This is a genomic window from Thiocapsa sp. (genome assembly GCF_018399035.1).
GTDB lineage: Bacteria > Pseudomonadota > Gammaproteobacteria > Chromatiales > Chromatiaceae > Thiocapsa.
The window spans coordinates 5220428-5242179 of sequence record NZ_CP073760.1; the positions used below are offsets into that span (position 1 = coordinate 5220428).

Annotated in this window: 17 protein-coding genes; 9 read left to right on the top strand and 8 right to left on the bottom strand. The window is 65.1% G+C overall.

Translation table 11 applies throughout. The annotated features are described in order from the left end of the window. The first annotated feature begins 24 nt into the window (after window positions 1-24). The 4 genes from KFB96_RS23785 to KFB96_RS23800 all read left to right on the top strand — a co-directional run bounded on the left by KFB96_RS23785 (window position 25) and on the right by KFB96_RS23800 (window position 3298). Window positions 25-243, top strand: coding sequence for a hypothetical protein (locus KFB96_RS23785; RefSeq protein WP_213456201.1), 219 nt, complete (start codon window positions 25-27; stop codon window positions 241-243). Between the two features lie 178 nt (window positions 244-421). Beyond that, window positions 422-1234: an NRDE family protein gene (locus KFB96_RS23790; protein ID WP_300970904.1), complete on the top strand. Its 813-nt coding sequence runs from the start codon at window positions 422-424 to the stop codon at window positions 1232-1234. Between the two features lie 364 nt (window positions 1235-1598). After that, on the top strand, window positions 1599-2525 hold the full coding sequence (gene hemC / locus KFB96_RS23795) for a hydroxymethylbilane synthase (RefSeq protein WP_213456199.1): 927 nt from the start codon (window positions 1599-1601) through the stop codon (window positions 2523-2525). Beyond that, entirely contained in the window at window positions 2525-3298 is a 774-nt protein-coding gene (locus tag KFB96_RS23800) for a uroporphyrinogen-III synthase (protein ID WP_213456197.1), read from the top strand. Before hemC ends, KFB96_RS23800 begins: the two co-directional genes overlap by 1 nt. Before the next feature lie 173 nt (window positions 3299-3471). Here the strand turns inward: KFB96_RS23800 and KFB96_RS23805 are convergent, their stop codons facing one another. The 6 genes from KFB96_RS23805 to KFB96_RS23830 form a co-directional block, all read right to left on the bottom strand. Then, window positions 3472-8721: a response regulator gene (locus KFB96_RS23805; RefSeq protein ID WP_213456195.1), complete on the bottom strand. Its 5250-nt coding sequence runs from the start codon at window positions 8719-8721 to the stop codon at window positions 3472-3474. 27 nt (window positions 8722-8748) lie between these two features. Next, complete coding sequence (locus tag KFB96_RS23810) at window positions 8749-10179, bottom strand: GGDEF domain-containing protein (protein WP_213456194.1); 1431 nt, start codon at window positions 10177-10179, stop codon at window positions 8749-8751. A gap of 6 nt (window positions 10180-10185) precedes the next feature. After that, window positions 10186-10761 carry a hypothetical protein gene (locus tag KFB96_RS23815; protein ID WP_213456192.1) on the bottom strand — a complete coding sequence of 192 codons (576 nt, stop codon included), beginning with the start codon at window positions 10759-10761 and terminating at the stop codon, window positions 10186-10188. 14 nt (window positions 10762-10775) lie between these two features. Continuing rightward, window positions 10776-12821, bottom strand: a complete 2046-nt coding sequence (locus KFB96_RS23820) for a TonB-dependent receptor (RefSeq protein WP_213456190.1) — start codon at window positions 12819-12821, stop codon at window positions 10776-10778. 180 nt (window positions 12822-13001) lie between these two features. Further along, window positions 13002-13622 (bottom strand): hypothetical protein, encoded by a 621-nt coding sequence (locus tag KFB96_RS23825; RefSeq protein ID WP_213456188.1) that lies wholly within the window; start codon window positions 13620-13622, stop codon window positions 13002-13004. Between the two features lie 74 nt (window positions 13623-13696). Further along, window positions 13697-14734: a CDP-6-deoxy-delta-3,4-glucoseen reductase gene (locus KFB96_RS23830; RefSeq protein ID WP_213456186.1), complete on the bottom strand. Its 1038-nt coding sequence runs from the start codon at window positions 14732-14734 to the stop codon at window positions 13697-13699. Window positions 14735-14982: 248 nt separating this feature from the next. Between KFB96_RS23830 and KFB96_RS23835 the strand changes: the two genes are divergently transcribed. The 5 genes from KFB96_RS23835 to KFB96_RS23855 all read left to right on the top strand — a co-directional run bounded on the left by KFB96_RS23835 (window position 14983) and on the right by KFB96_RS23855 (window position 17569). Then, window positions 14983-15849, top strand: coding sequence for an SDR family oxidoreductase (locus KFB96_RS23835; RefSeq protein WP_300970909.1), 867 nt, complete (start codon window positions 14983-14985; stop codon window positions 15847-15849). Window positions 15850-16046: 197 nt separating this feature from the next. Continuing rightward, the gene (locus KFB96_RS23840; RefSeq protein ID WP_213456184.1) at window positions 16047-16451 is read left to right on the top strand and encodes a Rap1a/Tai family immunity protein; all 405 of its coding nucleotides are present in this window, start codon (window positions 16047-16049) and stop codon (window positions 16449-16451) included. Window positions 16452-16512: 61 nt separating this feature from the next. Further along, a complete protein-coding gene (locus tag KFB96_RS23845; protein WP_213456183.1) occupies window positions 16513-16746 on the top strand; it encodes a glycine zipper family protein in 234 nt (77 codons plus the stop codon). 158 nt (window positions 16747-16904) lie between these two features. Next, window positions 16905-17291, top strand: a complete 387-nt coding sequence (locus KFB96_RS23850; RefSeq protein WP_213456181.1) for a hypothetical protein — start codon at window positions 16905-16907, stop codon at window positions 17289-17291. Then, the gene (locus tag KFB96_RS23855; RefSeq protein WP_213456179.1) at window positions 17288-17569 is read left to right on the top strand and encodes an RNA-binding protein; all 282 of its coding nucleotides are present in this window, start codon (window positions 17288-17290) and stop codon (window positions 17567-17569) included. The genes KFB96_RS23850 and KFB96_RS23855 overlap by 4 nt, the downstream gene beginning before the upstream one ends. Before the next feature lie 97 nt (window positions 17570-17666). Here the strand turns inward: KFB96_RS23855 and ubiD are convergent, their stop codons facing one another. Next, window positions 17667-19148, bottom strand: coding sequence for a 4-hydroxy-3-polyprenylbenzoate decarboxylase (gene ubiD, locus KFB96_RS23860; RefSeq protein WP_213456177.1), 1482 nt, complete (start codon window positions 19146-19148; stop codon window positions 17667-17669). A gap of 355 nt (window positions 19149-19503) precedes the next feature. Then, window positions 19504-21537 carry an oligopeptidase A gene (prlC, locus tag KFB96_RS23865; RefSeq protein WP_213456174.1) on the bottom strand — a complete coding sequence of 678 codons (2034 nt, stop codon included), beginning with the start codon at window positions 21535-21537 and terminating at the stop codon, window positions 19504-19506. Between the last annotated feature and the right edge of the window lie 215 nt (window positions 21538-21752).

Here is a 21752-nt window from a genome sequence, read left to right on the forward strand (position 1 = left end):
GTGATCGACGGGGCCGGCGGTTACATGGAAACGCAATCCTTCGCGGCGGACCTGACCGAGCGCACGCGTCGTCGCATCCGCTTGGCGCGGCTCGAGGCCGATATCGCCTACTTTCAGGCGCGCCTGGAGATGATCGGCGAGCCGACGACCGCGAATCAACTGACCCAGCGCAAGGCGTTCGAGCTCTTGCTCAAGACGGTCTCGACCAAGGTCGCGAAGGTCCAGCGAGAGCGACCGGGTTGAGCAGGGCTTGGTGGACGTCGCCCTCGCGCGTCCACCCTACCGGATGGTCGATATGAGCAAGGTCGGCGATCGAGCGGATTCAGCATGCCCGAATCCGAATGCCCGAATCCGAGTGTAAGAATTTAATGATGTTTCATTCGATCCGAAGCGCACATCGCCTTGACCATTGTTCGATGCGATGCCGATCTCGCATCATGAAAGCGCACTGCAGGGTTTTCTCCTGCCCGAGGGGTTTCAATTCATGTGTACCTTCGTCATTCTGAGGCGTCCGGGTCATCCCTGGCCGGTCTTGATCGCGGCCAATCGCGACGAGATGCGCACGCGGCCGAGTCGCCCGCCGGGCCGACATTGGCCGGATCGCTCGGAGGTGTGCGCAGGGCGCGACCTGGAGTCCGGCGGGAGCTGGCTCGGGGTCAACGATCATGGCCTCGTCGCTGCGGTCATGAACCGCAAGGGTACGCTCGGCCCCCTGCCCGGCAAGCGCAGTCGCGGCGAGCTGGTCTTGGATGCGCTCGACCATGCCGAAGCCTCCGAGGCGGCCGGTGCGCTGGCCGATCTCGATCCGGAGGCCTATCGGCCCTTCAATCTGGTGCTGGCGGATCCGCGCTCGGCCTATTGGCTGCGTCACGGAGGCGACGGCGAGATCCGCGTCCATCCGATCGCCGCCGGTCTACACATGTTGAGCGCAGGCGAGCTCGACGATCTCGGTGAGCCGCGCATCGCCGAGCATCTTCCGAAGTTCCTTGCTGCGCAGACCCCGGATCCCGATGCCGAGGACTGGACGGCCTGGCGGGGGCTGCTGGCGTCGCATGGGTCCGGTCCGGATGCGGATCCCGAGTCCGCCATGACGTTCGAGCGGTCCGACGGGTTCGGTACGCGATCCGCTGCGCTGATCGCCATCCCCCTCTATCCCGGTTACGGCAGCGGTCCGATCTGGCTGCATGCGCAGGGGAGACCGGATCAATCCCAATTCACCCGAGTCCCCAACTAAACTGCGTCCCCAGCTAAACCGCATCCCCAGCTAAACCGCATCCTCAGTGGGGCGAGATCCTTCAGTTGGCGGCGGCGGACGGCAGACCCATCATGATCCGTGCTGGACGCGGTTTAGGATATTAAAAACAACTCTTTAAACTGCGTCTGCTCCCTCGTTCGTTGGTGCATGCGGTGTTGAACATCGGCTTAAGCAGCCGTGTTGCTGCGAGACGCAGTTTAGCCGGTTCGAATCCCCGCGTCGGCTGTGACACAATCTCACCCTTTCGCCGCCGTCGTGGTCCAGTGGCCTCGTCCGCGCGGGCGTGATCGTACGTCCCTGTTTCCGAATCAGTCTCCGATCGAGACCCCCTTTAGGATCCGCCATGTCGAACATCATCCGTATCGCCACCCGTAAATCGCCCTTGGCCATGTGGCAGGCCGAGCATGTGTCCGCGCTGCTGACCGAGCTCCATCCGGGGCTCGAGATCCAGATTGTCGGGATGACCACCAAGGGCGACAAGATCCTCGATGCGCCGTTGGCGAAGGTCGGCGGTAAGGGCCTCTTCGTGAAGGAGCTCGAGCAGGGGATGTTGGAGGGCGTGGCCGATATCGCCGTGCACTCCATGAAGGACGTCCCGGTGGACTTTCCCGAGGGCCTTCATCTGGCGGTGATCATGGATCGCGAGGATCCGCGTGATGCCTTCGTGTCGAACCGCTACGAGGGCCTTGATGATCTCCCGCAGGGTGCCTGTGTCGGCACCTCGAGTCTGCGCCGCCAATGTCAGCTCTCCGACCGGCGCCCGGACCTGCGCATCGAGCCCTTGCGCGGCAACGTCAATACCCGTCTCGCCAAGCTCGATGCCGGCGAGTACGACGCCATCATTTTGGCCGCCGCCGGGCTGATGCGGCTGGGCTTCGAGTCGCGCATCCGCGGCCGGATCGCGCCCGAGGACAGCCTGCCGGCGATTGGGCAGGGTGCCATCGGGATCGAGTGCCGCAGCGCGGATCCGCGCATCAATGATCTGATCGCGCCGCTGCATCACCGCGATACCGCGGACCGGGTGCTCGCCGAGCGGGCGATGAACGCGCGTCTGCACGGCGGCTGTCAGGTCCCGATCGCCGGACATGCCCTGATCGAGGGCGACCGACTCGTCCTCGAGGGGTTGGTCGGGACGCCGGACGGATCCCGGATCCTGCGCGCCGAATCCGAAGGTCCGCGCGAGGATTGGGAGGCGATCGGAACACGGGTCGCCGACGCCCTGCTCGCCCAAGGTGCCGGCGAGATCCTGAGCGCACTGCAGGAGCCGTGATGCCCGCGCCCTGTGATCTCGGCGGGCGCGGCGTCTTGGTGACCCGGCCCGCGGCCCAAGCGGATGGCCTCTGCCGTTTGATCGAGGCGGCCAACGGTCGCGCGATCCGCCTGCCCAGCATCGAGATTGCGCCGGCCGCCGATCCGCGCGAGGCAGCCGCACGGCTGGCGCAGTCCTGGGACATGCTCTATTTCGTCAGCCCGAACGCGGTCGAGCAGGCGCTCGCCTTGGTGCCGGACGGCTCCTGGTCACGGGTTGCGGCGGTCGCTGCCGTCGGGCGAGCGACCGCACAGGCACTGACCGACGCGGGGCGTGCGCCGGAGCTGGTCCCGGAGCAGCGCTTCGACAGCGAGACCCTGCTCGCGATGCCCGAGCTGGCCGACATGCGCGGCCGCCGGGTGCTGATCGTGCGCGGCGAAGGCGGGCGTACCCTGTTCGCCGATACGCTGCGCGCCCGCGGCGCCGAGGTGCTTTTTGCCGAGGTTTACCGTCGGGTGCGTCCGACGTTCGATCCCGCATCCCTGCTGTCGCGCTGGACCGAGACCGTCGCCGCTGTCACCGCGACCAGCGACGAGGTCATGCTGAATCTGATGGAGATGCTCGGTCCCGAGGGACGTGCTCCCTTGCTCGCCACGCCCTTGGTGGTCGTGGCGGAACGCACGGCGGAGAAGGCCAGTGGGTTGGGTTTCATGCAGGTTGCCGTGGCCGAGCGCGCCGAGGATGCGGCGATCGTGCGGGCCTTGTGTGCGCTGGATCCGGCTGGGGCCGGTTGAAACAAATGCAGCACGGCAGATGTGTCGAAACCGTTCGTTGTCGTTGTCGTAATCGACCATCGATACGACTACGACTACGACTACGACCACGATTGCGACAACGACAACGACAACGACAACGACAATGATCTCGGACGGTCTCGGAATCTCTGCACTGCTCCACTAGGCCGCGGTCAGCCGGATGCGGGGTCGATGGTTTGCGCAGCACTCCTCTTCGGCTCGGTGTCGTCCGGGCCGGGTAGCCAGAGTGCGAGGGTCCGGTAGAGCTCGACGGTGTCGATCGGCTTGGCCAGGTGGTCGTTCATGCCCGCTTCCCGGGCGTCGTTGCGATCGGCCTCCATCACCGCCGCAGAGAGTGCAATGATCGGAAGATCGGGACGCATCGGACGAATCCGCCGCGTGGCCTCGAAGCCGTCCATGATCGGCATCTGTAGATCCATGAGGACGAGGTCGAAGTCCCGTGACGTCGCCAGCTCGACCGCCTCGACACCGTTTTCGGCCAGGGTCACGACGGCGCCGGTGCGCTGAAGCATGCGTTTTGCGACCTCCTGGTTCAATGCATTGTCTTCCACCAGCAGGATCGCTGAACCGGTAAAGGAGGGCGTCGCAGGCCGGGCCGATCGCGCGGGCTTGCCGGGTTGCGGCTTTCCGTCACGCGCTTCGAGCAGGGTGTCGAGCAGGGCCGATGCGGTGACCGGTTTGCCCAGGAAACCCTTGAGCCCCCTGCGGTCTTTCGGCAAGTCGTCGCGGTTGTAGCCGCTGACGATGATCGCCGGTGCCGCGGCACCGGTCAGGACGCCCTCTTGGCGCAATCGGAAGAGCTGCCGGACGGCCTCCAGCCCGTCGATCTTGCCGGGCATCTTCCAGTCCATGAGGATGAAATCGAAGGCCATGCCGGCCCGTTCGGCCTCGATGACGGCCTGCACCGCAGCGGCCCCGCTCGCGGCCTCCTCGACCCGGCATCCCCAACTTTCCAGGATCTCGCGGAGCACGGTTCTGGCGACGGCGTGGTCGTCGACGACCAGGACTCGGGAGCCGCTGATCTCTCGGGTATTGCCCAGTCCGGTGTCCTCGCGCGAGACCGGCAGGAGCAGATCGAATGAAAAGACACTGCCCTCTCCGGGCAAGGAGGCGACCTCGAGCGTGCCCCCCATGCGTTCGACCAGTTTGCGGCTGATCACCAGCCCAAGGCCCGTGCCGCCGTATTTGCGTGTCGTAGAGCTGTCGGCTTGCGAGAAGGCCTGGAACAGGCGATCGACCTGCCCCGGGTCCATGCCGATCCCGGTGTCCGAGACCTCGCAGCGCAGGCGAACCTGATCGGTATCCCCGCCCAGTCGGGTGATCCGAACCTCGACGGTCCCCTGCTCGGTGAATTTCAGCGCATTGGCGAGCAGGTTGGTCAAGACCTGGCCCAGACGCAGCGCATCGCCGAGCAGGGTCCGATGGACCTCGGGCGACACGCGGAAGACCAGCTCGAGGCCCTTCTCGCCCGCCGCCGAGCCGAAGAGCGTGGCCATCTGCTCGAGGAGTTGGTCCACGCGGAATGGACGGGACTCCAGCTCCAGCTTGCCCGCCTCGATCTTGGAATAATCCAGGATGTCGTTGATGATTCGGAGCAGCAGGCGCGAGGAGCCGTAAATCTTACCCAGATAGTCGCGCTGCTCCTCGTTCAGATCGGTTCCCAACAGGATCTGGCTCAGCCCGATCACGGCGTTCATCGGTGTGCGGATCTCGTGGCTCATGTTCGCCAGGAACTCGCTCTTGGACCGGCTCGCGGCCTCCGCTTGCTCGCGGCTGAGTCGCAGTGATTCCTCCGTCTCGCGTCGTTTCTGAACGTTCACGAGCATTTGCGCGAACACCGTCAACAGTCGCTGCTCGGTATCGGAATAGCGATGGTGTTTGCGCACCGAATCGAAACCCACGAACCCTCGGCAGCGCGGCCCGTCCATCATCGGCACGGCGATCGCGCTTTTGATTCCTTGGGGCTCGAGCACCTGTCTGACGCTGCTCTCGGGCGCAAGCGAGAGCACGTCGGGGACGTAGACGGTGCCGCCTGTCCGATGGGTCGCGACCCAATCGGAGACCAGGTCGGTCGGAACGGCCTGCAAGGTGTCGATCTGCGGCTCGACCCCGGGTGCGCACCATTCGTGGGTATTGATGACGATGTGCCGTTCGACATCGTAGTCGAAGAGGTAGGCCCGATCCGCACCGACGAAATCGCCCAGATGCCCCAGCGAGGTCTCGATGACCGAATCGACCCGGTCCAGCGGCAGGCTGATATAGGTCGCGGAGATCTCCATCAAGAGATCCTGTAAGCGGGTCTCTCTCTGCAGCGCCTTTTCGCTGTCCTGAAGGCGGGCGAAGGTGTCCAGACGCTTGATGGTGCTGCCGATGACCTGCACGAGAAGCTGCAGCAGACCGAGGTCGTTTTCCGCCCACGCATGTCCGGGGCGAAGGGTGTCGAAGCCGACGAAGCCGCCGAGCCTCCCGCCGCTGTCGACCATGGGCAGGCAGAGTAGCGACTGGATGCCTTGGGCCGAAAACTCCGCTTTTTCAGGGGTCGCCTCTTCCGGCAGATCGTCCACGTCGGGGATCAGGACCGGCTCGCCGGCGGCCATTCGGGCCTTCCACCACGGCATCCCGTCGACCGGTAGGTCCGGCGCACGCCCCATCTGCGACGCAATGCCCGGGGCACACCACTCGTGGGTGTTGGTCATCCGAGAGCCGTCCTGCGACAGACGGAACAGGTAGGCCCGCTCGACTTCGAGGAGCTCGCCCAGCCTTTGGAGGGTCCGATCGAGGATAACGTCGAAATTGTCCGGGCGGGCCCTCGCGAATCGGGCGGAGATCGCGGCGGCGGCACTTTCCAGTGCCAAGCGTCGTGCGCTCTCGGCCTGCGTGCGTTTGCGTTCGGTGACGTCGCGCGCAGCGGCATAGATCAGCTCCCCGCTGGAGAAGGAACGCCACTCGATCCACCGATAGCTGCCGTCCCGACACCGGTAGCGGTTCTCGAAATCCAGGATCGCTCCTTGTGCGTAGAGGTGTCGAGTCGCCTCGAGCGTCGTCTCGCGATCCTGCGGATGCACGAAATCGATAAAAGGATGCCCTTCCAACTCCTCGGGCGGGTAGCCGAGGGTCCGCTCCCATTCCGGGTTCACGCGCAAGAACCCGCCCTCGGCGTTCACGATGCAGAACATGTCGAGCCCGGTCGTGAAGAACCGGTTGAGCTCCTCGGTTCGGGCGTTGACCAGACCGACCAATCCCGCATGGCGACGCGCCAGTAGAGTGACCATGAGGACGAATGCGGCAGTCAGGGCGAGCCCCGTGAGCGCCGTGATCCATCCTGCCCGCACGGGATGCCTGCTCAGGAATTCCGGCCCCGCGTAGGCCGTCACCGCAAAGACCTCGCCGAAGATCGGAATGAGACGGGTCAGCGACGGGCCGGCGGGAAGCTCGCCGTTCGGAGTCCAATTCGATGCAAGCGGCTCGAAGCTTCCGGAGCTGTGCAGGTAAGCGATCTGCAGGCGCGTGGCCTTGTCCGGCCCGCCCCCCAGCAGAAGGGTATCCATGCGCAGCGCGGCGGCGACGACACCCTGTACCTCGCCCGAGTCGCCGAAGACCGGCTGAAAGACACGGATACCCTTCGGGCTCCCCGGCTCCAGCACGAAGGTGATGGGTTCGGTTGCCGTCGGCATGCGACCGAGCGCCGCCTCTTCGATGGCGGCACGGCGTATTGGATCCGAGGCAAGGTCGAAGCCCAACGCCTGTAGGTTGGCTCTCGTCGACGGTACGGCAAAGAGGACCGGATAGTGATGCTCGCGCTCCGTCACAGGTCCGCGCCCTCCCTGCGCGTCTTCCTGCCACATCCGCGCGTCCTCGATGCCGGCGGCCTCGGCCCATGTGCCGAAGTCATCCTGATCCGTTGCGCGCACCCTCGGCGCCCAAGCCCATGCACGTACGGCCGGATCGCGTGTGAGATAGCGCGTATAGCGGTCGAAGTCATCTGCGGTGATATCCGCCGAGATTTCGACGAAGCTCGTCAGCCCCTCGAGCTCGGTATCGCGCAGGTTGTGCAAGCTCCCGGCGATCGCCTCGGTGCGTGCGCTCGCCAATTGGGCGAATGACCAGTCACGGGCATGGCCCTCGCGCTGATGGGCCGTCCATGCGGCAAAGAGGGTCAAGGCGAGACCCGAGGCCAAGACCAGCGCCGGCTCCAAATGGCGTAATCGGTGCGCAGCATGCGCCTCGAGGCGGGCGCGTCGCATCAGCAACGCCGTACCCGCGAGGATGATCAGGAGCAGCACGAGCGTCAGTACGAGTATCGGCGCGGCGGCCTTTGCGAGCTCGATCCTCCAGGTGCGCGCCTCCACGTCGATGCCGAGCACGGCGACGACGTCGCCTTGGAGACGATAGGCCCCGGCGCAGACGATGATGTCGCCGACGCGCTGAACGAAGGTCGTCTTGGGCTCGATGCGCTGGTTGATCGGGTTCACGTATTCGTAGGCCACCCAACCACTGCCGCTCGATAGGGCGATGCGCTGAATCTCCTTGCGGAATAGGGTGCCGCCGACACGGTCCGGTCTGTCGATCCAATTCTGCCCTACCAACTCGGGTCTCGCCGGATGGGCCAGGAAGGTCATCTCGAGGTCGTAGGCAAAGGCGTAGAGATCGCCCCGATGGAAGGGGCCGTTCGGCTCGCGCAAGGCATCGAGCAGGGCCTCCCGGCCATGCTCGCCTGCATAGGCAGACGCGTTTTGCACCAGCGCGCGGGCCTCGGCCGGGAGTGCACTGCCCTGGACGGCCTTGCTCGGCTCGAAGATCGGGACCTGTGCCGAGATCCAGGTTCCCCAGCGGTCGACGAGCGGTCCTTCCACATGCTCGTCGCCGGTGGCGAAGACACGCCACTCGCCCTCCGATGCCTCGTCGTAGAGATCGCCGGGGGGCGAGTAATCCTCGGAGTCGGGTGCCTCGTTGTCGACGAAGATGAACAACTGCCCATCCGCACGACGTCCCATCAGATAGACGAACCGGTAGCGCGGATCGGTCCGCGCTATGGTGGCAAGCTGGTTCTTGAGTCGCTGATATTCGGGCTTTTTTACGTCCGAGAGGTCGCCCGCGAGGACCGCGATGCGCTCGAAATTCAAAGACTGTGCCAACAGCCGCGTCTCCAACAGCAGGCGGTCCTTCATCTCGCGATCCGCCAGCCCGACCGACCACCAGGCTCCGAGTGATCCGCCGATCAGCACCAGCACGACCAACGCGATGGCCGCGCGCATGAATAGGCGCCGCGAGCCTGAGCTCGGGGCGGCGATCACCTGGCGGAGCGCTCTGCGGGTCAAGAGGTTCTCGGTCCGGGGCGGGGCATAGGCCGGGGCGGCGTCGCGACGGCGATCGCCGAACGCGCGCGAATATCCGGCATGCACCCCATTGTCTGCTTCATGCCCCGCCGATCAGGATGTACCCACCACACGATCCCTGCCCCCATCTTTGGCCCGATAGAGCCGTTGATCCGCGATCTCGACAAGGCCGTCGACATCCATCCCGGCATACTCGCACACGCCGCCGCTGACGGTGACCCGAAGCCCGGGTTGACTCCAGGTCAGTGCCTTCACGGTCCGGCGAATGCGCTCGGCGACCTCCAGCGCCAAGGCGGCGGATGTGAGCGGCAGGATCACGAGAAACTCCTCTCCTCCGTAACGGCCGCTGACGTCGACATCCCGCGTGCAGGTGCGCAAGGTCGCAGCGACCTTCACCAGGACCTCGTCGCCGACCCGATGCCCGAAGGTGTCGTTGATTGCCTTGAAGCTGTCCAGGTCGAGCAGGATGACCGAGAGCTCGTCGCCGTAGCGTTTGGCACGCTCGATTTCCTCGCCAAGTTTCTGCAAAAGATAGCGTCGGTTGTAGGCCCCGGTCAGCCCATCCGTCAAGGAAGCCAGTCGCAGGTCGTCCTGGATCGCCTTGAGCTCCGAGATGTCGACCAAGGAGATGAGTCGGCTCGAGACGCCCGAGAATCGAATCGGCATGGCCGAGACCACGGCCCAACGTCGACTTTTGTCGTTGGTCAGGATCTGGGTTTCGCGCTGCTCGCCGATCCCGGCCGGGAGTCCGTCGGCGGCCAGTGCCTCCCAGGCCGCGCTGTTCAACCGCCCGGTGTTGTCGGGCTCCAGCACGAGATAGGTCTTGGCCGCCTGATTGGCTTGGGCGACACCCGCGAGACCGCGCTCGGCCAAGATCATCGGGAAGGGTGCGACCTCGAACAGGGTGCGCAGATTGGACTCGCTCTCGCCGAGCCTGCGCAACACCCGGCTGGCGCCGAACCAGGCAAGAGCGATGACGAGGAGCATGGCGCCGCCGACCCACAGGAGCTTGCCGCGCACGCTGTGGACCAGATCGTTCAGGAACTGCGGACTGGAATAGAAGGTGGCGATCCCGACCAGCAGGTGACCGTCCGGATCGTAAAGCGGCACCTCCGTCACGAAACAATCCGTACACTGCTCGACTCCCCGCGCCAGGTCGAGGCTTTCGGGGGCAAGCGCGAGCAGATCCTCGTCGAGGACCAGGGTGATCCGCCGGACGAAAGGCGTTTCGGTCGATTCGTCCTTGAGCAGCAGCACGGCGCCGAGCTCGGTCAGGATCTCGTTGGCGAGTTGGTCGGGCCGGTCGGTGTTGCGCAGCACCGACTCGATCCCGCTACTCTGGGCCTGGGCGAACGCGCGCGATCGGCTCTCGGCGTCGGCGCGCAGGGTCGGCTCGATGACGATGACCCAGTGCAGCGCGATCAGCGTCGTGAGCAGGATCCCGAGCAGCGCAAAGATCACGGCGAGGTTGCGCTCGAGCGTCAGCGAGAACCGGCGGCGTGTGGCCAAGGCCCTGTCGTTCATGCCGGTTTACTCATGGCGGCGTGCGACCTTGAGAAAAAACGGCTTGAATCGGACCTCGGCGCGCTGCGCCCGGGGTAGGTTGACGAAGGGGAGGATGCGGTCTGCGACATGGATTCCCGCAACGGCGCCGGCCTCCACATCGCCCGCGAAGGGCGAGAAGACCAGGGCGCGATGACGCTCCGACCAGAGGCGCAGCCGCTTGCCCCCGATGTTCACGCTGGCGACGAAGATTCCGCCGAGCAAGGCATCGTCCGCGTCCAACGCCTCCGCGCTCAGGGTCTGCACATTCAAGGGGATCTCGCGGATCCAGCCGATGGCGCGAAGCGCCGCGGCGGCCTCTCGAGCGACAGTGTCGGAGCCTTCATAGACGACACGGATCTCGAGTTTCCCGCCGGCCGCGTGCTTGTCTTCAAGATCGTCTATGGCGCCGAGAACGGCGGGGAAGAGTTTGAGCCCGACGCGGAACCGCTGCTCCTCCTCCTGCCACAGCGACTGGGTCCAGGCACGTGTGGTGACGAACCCGAGACACAGCACGAGTGCAGCGACGAAACCTCGGCGGCTGACTCCTGCAATCGGCGGCATCGCGTCGGCTCCCGTCAGAAGCGGTAGCCGATGGACAACCACCAGCGCCGTCCCGGACGTGGATAGCCGTCCGGGTAGGGCAGGTTCACCCCGCCGAAGCCGGTCGGCAGGTCGGGGTAGTGCACCGCCTCGTCGGTCAGGTTCTTGACCCCGAGATGGGCGAAAACGCCGGGTCCGGTGCGCCGATAGCTCAGGGTGAGATCCGCCATGGCGTAGCCCGAGACCGCGTCGCGCAGGTCGGATTCGGGACGGCTTCGATCACCGACATAGCGCAGTTGCAGCGCTGCGGTCCAGGGATCGAGCGGGCGCCAAAGGACGGCCAGATTGGCCAGCGAGTCGGTGCCGCCGGGCAGCGGTCGGTCGGTGTCGCGCGAGACCGTGGTGACGTAGGAGACATTCGCATCGATCTTCACACGGGCTCCGAGGCGGACCTCGTATTCCAGCTCGACACCGCGCAGACGCGCATCGGCGCTGTTGATGAACCCGTCGTCGTCGTCCCCGAAGACGATCGGATCGACGAGGTCGGACTGAAACAGGATCAGGCGTCCTTCCCAGCGGGGTTGCTTGAGGATGTAGCCCAGCTCGTAGGTTGCGATCTCCCCGGCGCCGATGGACTCCCGGCCCGGATATTCACGCTCGTAGAAGGTCGGCGGCCGAAACGCTTGGGCGTATTGAAGCTTGAGGATATTGGCCGCGTCGATGCGCCAAACGGCGGCCAGGCGCGGGGTCAGGAAGGCGCCGAGGTCGCTGTAGTCGTCCAGACGCAGGGCGGCCGTGACCGTGACGCGCTCGCTCGCGCGGATCTCGTCCTGGACGATCAGGCTGAGAATCCGCCGGTCGAGGTCGGTATCCAGCCAGCTTTCCGGAACATCGAACGGCAGGTTGAGCCAGCTCCAGCTTGCGCGCTCGACCCGCACCTGACTCGCCTCGACGCCCAGCAGGACCAGATGCCGCTCCCAACCGCGCCAGTGCAGATCCGCGGCCCCGATGTAGCGTGTCTCGCGGTAGTCCTGATCCAGGTAGACGGGTTGCGTGTCGAAATAACTCGGCGGGAAGACATAGAGCTGCTTGCGTGTGCGCTCGTACTGCAGCGACTCGAGCCGAATGCGTGCATCCAGCGTGTCCGAAAGCACCAGATCTTGGCCGATTTGAGCCGAGACATAGCGCTGCTCGGAGACGAGCCGGTCGTCCGATGGCGGCAGGAAGTGATTGATCCCGAAATGATCGCCGTAGTCGTCGTCCAGGATCTTGATCGCGACGAAGGTGTTGCGCCAGCGCAGATCGGCGAAGGCACCGAGATAGCGGCTCGCCTCGTTCGACGGGCCGGGAGCGTTGGAGAGCTTGGCCTCGCCGATCGCGAAGAGCGCATCCTCGGAGACGGGTACGCCGCCGTTGCCGGCAAGTCCGGTCAGATTGATCGAGGCGGTCAGATCGCGCTGCGGGTCGCTCCAGTGCCAGATCCCGCCTCCGCCGGCAGCGGAGCGCTCGTCGGCCCGGGCGTAGAGGGTGCGGTCGCTTTGCCGGGTGATGACGTTGACTACGCCGGCGAAGGCGTACTCGCCATGCACGGAGGAGCCGGGTCCGCGGATGACCTCGATGCGCTCGATCTGCTCGATGGGGATATTCAGGACCGGGTTTGCGGTGGCGAACAGTGTCGAGTTCATCGACACGCCGTCGAGTAGGAGCTTGATGTTCCCGGAGGCATAGCCGAAACCCACCCCACGGCTGAGGACCTGGCGCTCGCCGGTCATCTCGAGCCCTTGGCTGATGCCGGGGACCAGCGAGAGCGCCTCCCAGACCGTGCGCGCTCCGCGGGCGAGCAGGTCGGTTCCGGACAGGATCGTGGCCATGCCGGGGACGAAGTCCGCGTTCATTCCGCTGCGGGTCGCCAGCTCGGTCTCTTGATCGAGGAGACTCAGCAGGTCGCCGAGCGGCGCGTCGTCGGAGTCGGACGAGGGTTGTGTGCCGGCCGCGTCGCCTGCGGCCAAGATCGAGATCAGCGTCCACACGGCGAGTCCGCGCGGCGCGAGGGAGCTTTTCGGCGTTGTTGACGGCAACACAGACTGGCCTCCGAGCCCTTGATGCAAGCGGCCTCCTGTTGATGCAACCGACCTGTTCGACATCGAGAGATCCGTCGAGGTGCGGGCGTCCCCGCTCGCGCACCCGCTGTCGCGTGACCGTGGGAGAGCAGCTCGACCGGGGCGGCTGCAGAGACCCCGGGATTCCGCGGAAAACCATCCCTAGGATGTCGGCAGGAAACCGTCCGCCTTGAGTTTACCGATCACGGCGGCGATGACCTCGCTGATCATGGTCTGCTCGGAGCTCGGATCCAGGGTGTCGGAGCGGCCCGACCAGACCAGGGTTGCGCGTCCGGCGTCGTAGAGATTGGTTTCGAGCCGAAGCGCGCGATAACCGGCGTAATACCCGGGTGCGGTCACCTCGCTCAGGATGTGACCATAATACGGGTAGAGGCGCCCGTAAAGGCTCGGAACCACATGGGTGCGTCCACCGCTCGGGGGGGCATCCGGGTCTTCGCCCGCGAGGTAGGTCACGATGACCCCGTCGGCGCCCGAGCGTCCGACCGCCTCCTGCACCGCCCGCGCCCGGCCGACATCCCGGTCGGAGAGCAGGGTATGTGCCGCCCGCGCCTGGACGCCGGCGCCTTTCAACGCTTCGACGAAATTGTCCTCGTAAGCGCGGCGCACGATCGGGTTGGTGGAGACGCCGAAGACGATCAGGTCGCGATACGGGGTCGGGGGTGTCCCGGGCGCGATCCAGGTCGTGCTCAAGGGACCCGGCGCACAGCCGAGTGTGAGCAGGGCGGCAAGGCCGAACGCCACGGCAAGCCGAATTGGGCGCATAGAGGGTCGCTCCGAGATCGCGAAAAAGTCCATCGGGCGCGGGAGTGTGCCCCGCTCGGGGCGGCAGGACAAGCTCAGGACGCCCCGCCGTCCTTCGACGTGGTCGCCTTCGTCTCGGCGGCGTATTCGAAGGCGTCCGAAAACATGCGATCCCGGTCGAGCCCCGCGGCCTCGAAGGCGATGCGCCCGGCCTCCACCATCACGGGCGGTCCGCTCATGTAGAGGTCGAATCCGCTTGGATCCGGGTGATCCTCCAGAACGGCCATGTGAACGAATCCGGTGCGTCCCTGCCAATCCGGATCCGGCTCCGAGAGCACGGGGATGAAGCGGAAGGAGGGCAGTTGTCGTGCCCAGGTCGTCGGCAGATCGGTCAGGTAGAGGTCGCGCTGCGCACGCACCCCCCAGTAGAGCGCGATCGGGCGGTCGAGCCCGCTATGGATCGCGTGCTCGATCATCCCTTTCAGCGGTGCGAAACCGGTCCCTCCGCCCATCAAAATGATCGGGCGATCCGAGTCCTCGCGTAGAACGAAGGTCCCCATCGGTCCCTGGATGCGCAGGATGCTCTTCTCGGGCATGCTTTCGAAGACGTAGGCAGTGAACTCGCCGCCCGAAACATGACGGATATGCAGCTCGATCTCGGCGTCGTCGTGGGGCGCATTGGCGATCGAGAAGGCGCGCCGGCGGCCGTCGCGGAGGATGAAGTCCAGATACTGGCCGGCGAGGAATTGCAGCCGTTGGTTCTCCGGCAGCTTCAGGAAAAGGCGCATCACGTCGTGGTTGAGCCGTTCCTTGCGCGCGACCCGACAGGGCAGGGTGCGGACCTCGATGTGTGCGACCGACGGGACTTCGCGCACGCGCAACAGCAGGTCGGTAGCCGGCACGGCCTGACAGGCGAGGCAGCTGTCCTCGGGCTGGCCGTCGAGCGCTTCGGTCTGCCGGCCCGGGTAGTCGACCCGGCCCTCGAGCAGATGGACCACGCAGGATCCGCACTTGCCGTCGCGACACCCGTAGGGCAGGCCGACGCCCTGGCGCAGCGCGGCAGCGAGGATGGTTTCCCCCGACTCGACATCGAAGCGATGTTCCGCGGGGAGGGTTCGAATCTTCAAGCTCATGGCGTGATTAAACCGCGTCCGGAGTGATTAGGCGATGGTTTTGGTTTGGCCCGGCCTCATCTTCACATCCGGCCGCGGTAGAGTCGCGGTTTAATGATTGGTTTTTCAATTTCTTGAATCGCCTCTGCGCCGAGGCATCGGGCGTTCTCGACGCCACGATGCCCGGTGCAATGTGGGTTCTCACCGCGGACTCGATCCAACAATCTTGAGGCATCCTATGCCGCTTTCGCAAACATGAGGCAGGTCGGATGATGAACGATCAGGTCGTGGTCGGGTGTGGATATGTGGGCACGCGGCTCGCGCACCAAATCCGGGAGCAGGGCGAAGCCGTCACCGGAATCGTGCGATCCGATGCCGGATTAGCTCGGCTGGAGCAGCTCGGCATCAAGGGCTTGCGCTGCGATCTCGCGGCCGAGGACATCGGTGATCTCGGGCTTGCCGAGGCGCGGGTCTTCCATTTTGCGCCCCCGCCGGGGAGCGGGGTCCAAGATCCCCATACCCGACATCTCGTCGAGGTCTTCGAGCGCTATGGCCATCCGCGGCGCGTCCTCTATATCAGCACGACGGGCGTCTACGGCGACTGCGCCGGTGCCTGGATCGACGAGACACATCCGGTCGCACCTGTTGCGGCCCGCTCGCAACGGCGCCTGGATGCCGAGGAGAGGCTGCTGCGTTGGCGCGAGGAGAGTGGCCGGGATCTGGTCATCCTGCGCGTGGCGGGGATCTACGGCCCCGACCGGTTGCCTCTTGAGCGCATCCGGGCAGGCGCACCCATGGTCCGGCCGCAGGATGCGCCCTACACCAACCGGATCCATGTCGACGACCTGGTCACGGTCTGTATCGCGGCGATGCAGCGAGCGCCGTCGGGTGCGCTCTACAACGCCTGCGACGGTCACCCGAGCACCATGACGGACTACTTTCTCGACGTGGCCGCCGCCGCCGGGTTGCCGAGCCCACCCTTGATCAGCCTCGAGGAGGCCGCCGATCGCCTCTCCGAGGGCATGCTCTCTTACCTGAGTGAGTCGCGTCGTCTGCGCAACGATCGGCTGCGTGAAGAATTGGGTGTCGTGTTCCGTTACCCGTCGCTGGCCGAGGGTCTGTGTGGGCTCTTTTAGGCGATCGGCGTGTGCGTATCCTCAAAGGCTTTTGGCGGATATGATTCGGCCGTGCATCGCACACCACAGCGGCGGTGCATTCCGGTCGCGCGGAGGCTCGTATCATCGTCGTCCGTGCTGCCGGCTCGACTGCACGGTGCTCGATTCGACCTCGAGCCCGAGCATGATCGGAACCGACAATCTACAAGGAGCCATCGATGACCAGTTCTTACCGACAAGCGCCCGCAATGTTCGCGGCACTGCTCGCAACCGCGGTCTTCGCATCCCCCGCCGGTGCAGCGCAGGACGCGGACTTCCACTACGACTCGACCGAGAGCCTGTATCGGATCTGCTCGCTTGCACCGGATGCCGACGGGCATCTGATCGCCTCTTTTGCCTGCCGTGCCTTCCTCGAGGCGACCGTGCAGTATCACGACGGTGTCACGGCCCGCAACGGGTTGAAGCGGCTCGTCTGTTACCCTCAGGGTGCCACCATCGAGGATGCCCGCGCGGTGTTCGTTGCTTGGGCGCAGGCGAACGCCGGGAACAAGGAGTTGATGGGTGAGCAGCCCGTGAAGGGCGTGGTGCGTGCGCTTGCAGCCAAGTATCCTTGCAAGGGTTAGAAATAGGTCATCAACCGATCGGGCGTCGGCGCGACGCCCTCGAATTCCCGGAGATTCAACGATGAAAGTCACCACAGTTGCGGCCGCGTTTGCCGGCATCGTCCTGATCGCCGGATGCGGCACCACGACCACCTCCCGTGTCGCCACGGGCACCGGCATGGGCGCAGCCAGCGGCGCCGTCATCGGATCCTTCAGCGGCAACGCCGGTCGCGGCGCGCTCATCGGTGCCGGTGTGGGCGCCTTGGGCGGGGTGCTCGTGGACGAGCATCAGCGCGGTAGCTTCAGCAACAACTGATCCGGACGCTCGATCGACCGAGCCGTTCGTCGGCTCGGTCGTCGGCCTGACGATCTCACCCTGCGTGCCCTGCGTGCCCTGCGTGTGCTCGGTCCATGTCGCTGCGATCGGGTAGGGCGGCTTTCAGGTCGGCTCCCCGGGAATGGGGTTTCCGCTCGATGAATCGTCACATTTTCTTCAATGAAATGGAGTTGACGCTTCGCACACGATCCACTAGCTTTCTTCAGGAATCAATCGCGACGCGTCCCGGGGTCCCTGTGCAGGAAACGGTGCAGGAAACGGTGCAGGAAACGGTGCAGGAAATCGGCCTGACGCACGACAGCCACCAAGTGGTCGTGTCGGGTGCGTTTCGGCCGCCCGTCCGTCATGATGCCGGCTTCGGATCCGGGTTCAATGCCTTGATCCCCTTTCCCGTTCCCATCTCCCGTGCCGCCGATCTCCGCGCGGGTGCGGGTTTGTGCTTTCCGCTGTCGAGTCGGCTTGTGTGTTGGCAGCTCGGCAGTCTTGGCTCGACCAACGCACACCAGCATGAGAGACAGCGATGAGGATCTACGTAGGAAACCTGACCTATAGCGTGACCGACGACGACCTGCGGGAAGTCTTCGGAGAGTTCGGTGATCTTGCCGCAGCGGAGGTGATCAAGGATAAGTTTTCCGGTCAGTCCAAAGGCTTCGGGTTCGTCGATATGCCCAATAACTCGGAGGCGGATGCGGCCATCAAGGCGCTGAATGAAACCGATTTCAAAGGACGCAAGCTCACCGTCAACGAGGCACGTCCGCGTGCCGAACGTCCACGCGGCGGTGGGGGCGGGGGTCGCTACTGAGCCCGTCGCTCGAATCATGACCTAGACAGGATCGTCGTCGGGGCGCTTCGCGCCGCCGGCGTCGATGCGTACCCCGGTCTTCCGACCCGCCTCGCCTTTATTCGCTTCGCCGCGCGGGGATCCCGAGACTGTCCCAGATCCCGTCGACCCGTTCGCGTACCGCCTCGTCCATCCGGATCGGGCTTCCCCACTCGCGTGTCGTCTCCCCCGGCCATTTGTTCGTCGCATCGAATCCGATCTTCGATCCCAGACCCGAGACCGGCGAGGCGAAGTCGAGATAGTCGATCGGCGTGTTCTCGATCATCACCGTGTCGCGCGCCGGATCCATGCGGGTCGTCATCGCCCAGATCACATCCTGCCAGTCGCGCGTACAGACGTCATCGTCCACGATAATGACGAACTTGGTATACATGAACTGACGCAGGAACGACCAGACGCCCATCATGACCCGCTTGGCGTGTCCCGGATATTGCTTCTTGATGCTGACGACCGCGAGGCGATACGAGCAACCCTCCGGCGGAAGGTAGAAGTCGCGGATCTCGGGAAACTGCTTCTGCAGGATGGGGACGAAGACCTCGTTCAAGGCCACGCCCAGAATGGCCGGCTCGTCCGGCGGCCGGCCGGTGTAGGTGCTGTGATAGATGGGCTCGCGGCGTTGAGTGATGCGCTCGATGGTGAAGACCGGGAACTCGCCGACCTCGTTGTAGTATCCCGTGTGGTCGCCGAAAGGCCCTTCCGGTGCCATGTCGTCCGGATGGATGTGGCCTTCCAGAACGATCTCGGCGCTGGCCGGAACCTGGAGATCGGACTCCTTGCAGACCGCCAGCTCGGTGCGGCTGCCGCGCAGCAGTCCGGCGAAGGCATATTCGGACAGGGTGTCCGGCACCGGCGTGACCGCGCCGAGGATGGTCGCCGGATCGGCGCCAAGCGCGACGGTCACCGGGAAGGGTTTACCGGGATGGGCGCGTTGCCAGTCGCGAAAGTCGAGCGCTCCGCCGCGGTGGGCGAGCCAGCGCATGATGACCCGGTTGCGTCCGAGCACCTGCATCCGATAGATGCCGAGGTTGTGGCGCGCCTTCTCCGGCCCCTTGGTGATGACCAGACCCCAGGTGATCAGCCGTGCGGCGTCCCCTGGCCAGCAATGCTGAATGGGCAGACGGCCCAGGTCGACTTGATCCCCGCTGAATTCGACCTCCTGGCAGGGCGGGTTGCGCCGCACCTTCGGGGCCATGTCCAGCACCTTTTTGAAGATCGGCAGCGACTGCCACGCCTCCTTCATACCCTTCGGCGGGTCCGGCTCCTTGAGAAAGGCGAGCAGCTTGCCGACCTCGCGTAGTGCCTCCACCGACTCCTCGCCCATGCCGAGTGCGACCCGTCGGGTCGTCCCGAACAGGTTGCCCAGCAAAGGGATCTTCGACCCCTTCGGTCGCTCGAACAGCAGTGCCGGGCCGCCGGCCCGCAGCGTCCGGTCACAGATCTCGGTCACTTCGAGATAGGGGTCGACCTCGACCCGGATGCGTTTCAACTCGCCGCGCTGCTCGAGTTGATCGATAAAATCACGCAGGTCCCGATACTTCATTTTTTACCCCACGACGGGATAAAAAAATAGCTCTTCATTAGGGTAAACCTCGTTCTTCGAGTCGGGCCTTTCTAACCCGCAACCCGGGACATCATAAACTCGGCCACCTGGCTGACCGGATCCGTAGGACGGACAAACGCTGGAGGGACAAGCGCAGCGCAGTCCACCAGCGTCGGCGCAGGAGTCGACCACCCTACCGGCCTGGATGGGTTTCGCTGACGCTCTACCCATCCTACGTGTTTCGGTTGTTTTGGAGTCGTTCTTCGAATCCCTTAAACCGCGTCCCGCCGATCGGCAATGGTGGCCGCGGCATCACCGCAGGCCCCGACATCGGCGTTCGCACTCCGAACGCGGTTTAAGCGGCGATGCCGGAATGGCGCAGCAAGGCATCCGTATTCGGCTCGCGCCCCCGGAACCGCACATAGAGCACCATGGCATCCTCCGATCCGCCCTTCTCGAGGATGTTCTCGCGGAAGGACCGGCCCGTGTCCGCGTCGAAGACGCCCGTTTCCTCGAACAGCGAGAAGGCGTCCGCCGACAGGACCTCGGCCCATTTGTAGCTGTAGTAGCCTGCCGCGTAGCCGCCCGCGAAGATGTGCGAAAAGGCGTGGGCGAAGCGGTTGAAGGCGGGCGGGCGGATCACGGCGACCCGGTCGCGGACCTCCTCGATGATCTCGTAGACCCGCCCGCCGCGCGCCGGGTCGTATTCCAGATGCAGGCGGAAATCAAACAGCGCGAACTCCAGTTGTCGCACCATCTGCATGGCCGACTGGAAGTTCTTCGCCGCGGTCATGCGCTCGTAGAGATCCTGCGGGATGGATTCTTCGGTCTCCCAATGAGCGGCAAAGAGGTCGAGCGATTCGCGCTCCCAGCACCAGTTTTCCATGAACTGGCTAGGCAGCTCGACCGCGTCCCACGGCACCCCGTTGATCCCGGCGACACCCGGATAGTCGACCTTGGTCAGCATGTGGTGCAGGCCGTGGCCGAACTCGTGGAAGAGTGTCTCGACCTCGTTGTGGGTCAGCAGCGAGGGCTTGTTGCCGACCGGCGGGGTAAAGTTGCAGACCAGGTAGGCGACCGGAAGCTGGTCGCAGCGACTGGTGTGCATCCGGTTGGTGCAGACGTCCATCCAGGCCCCGCCGCGCTTGTTCTGGCGTGCAAAGGGGTCGAGATAGAATTGGCCGCGCAGTGCTCCGGATGCGCCGTCGCGGATCTCGAAGAAGCGCACATCCGGGTGGTAGGTGTCGAAGGATTCGGCCTCCTGGATCTTCACCCCGAAGAGACGCTCGACGACGCCGAAGAGACCCGAGAGCACACGCGAGATCGGGAAGTAGGGACGCAGCTCTTCCTGACTGATTTGATACCGGTGCAGGCGCAGCTTTTCGGCGTAGTAGCCGACGTCCCACGGCTCCAGCGTCTCGACGTTGTGCTGCTCGCGCGCGAACGCCGTAAGCTCCGCGAGCTCCTCGCGGGCCTGACCGACCGAGCGGTCGGCCAGGTCGTTCAGGAAGGCGAGCACGTCGTCCGGCGAGCGGGCCATCTTGGTTGCGAGCGAGCGCTCGGCATAGTTCGCAAATCCCAGCAGCCCGGCCAGCTCGTGACGCAGCGCCAGGATGCGCTCCATGATCTCGCTGTTGTCCCACTGTCCGGCATGCGGCCCCTGATCGGAGGCGCGTGTCCCGTAGGCCTGATAGAGCTCGAAGCGCAGCTCGCGGTTGTCCGCATAGGTCATGGCCGGCATGTAGGACGGCAGGTCGAGCGTGAAGAGCCAGCCGGTCTGACCACGCTGCTCGGCGTTTTGTCGGGCCAGCCCCAGCGCGGATTCGGGCAGGCCCGCGAGCTGCGTCTCGTCCTCGACGAGCCTGCTCCAGGCGTTGGTGGCGTCGAGCACGTTCTCGGAATACTTGGTGGTGAGCTGCGAGAGCTCCTGACTGATGGCCTTGTAGCGGGCCTTCTTCTCGGCCGGAAGATCGACGCCCGAGAGATGGAAGTCGCGCAGCGCGTTCTCGAGGAGCTTGCGCTGTGCCGGGTTCAGGTGTTCCTGCGCCGCAACCGCTTCGTAGCCGCGGAAGAGGGCCTCGTTCTGACCGACCTCGGTCCCGTAATCGCTGAGCTTCGGCAGGCAGGCGTTGTAGGCCGCGCGCAGCTCATCGCCGTTGAGCACGCCGTTGAGATGTCCGACCGGCGACCAGGCGCGACTCAAGCGGTCGTCGATCTCGTCCAGCGGCTCGACAAAACTCTCCCAGGTCGGCACCGGGACCTCGTGGGTCAGACGCTCGATCTCGGCGCGGCAGTCGGCGAGGCAGACGTCGATGGCGGGCTCGACATGTTCGGGACGGATCCGGGAAAAGGCCGGGAGGCCTGTGGTCTCGAGCAAAGGGTTCGTCATGGATGTGGCCTGGTCGGGTTCGCGGATCAAAGTAGTCGTTGGGATGTGCTCGGCAGTCGCTCGCACGGAGCCGCCGGGACCACCGGCGGGTCGGAACGGGTGGGGCCTTATCGCCCGCCGGAACATGCGGGCTGCGCGCCGGAGTTTCCAGTCGGTCGATCGGGTTGGGGCGGCGCCCGGAGATATACCGAGCGCACGTGGGTTTTTCGATGCGT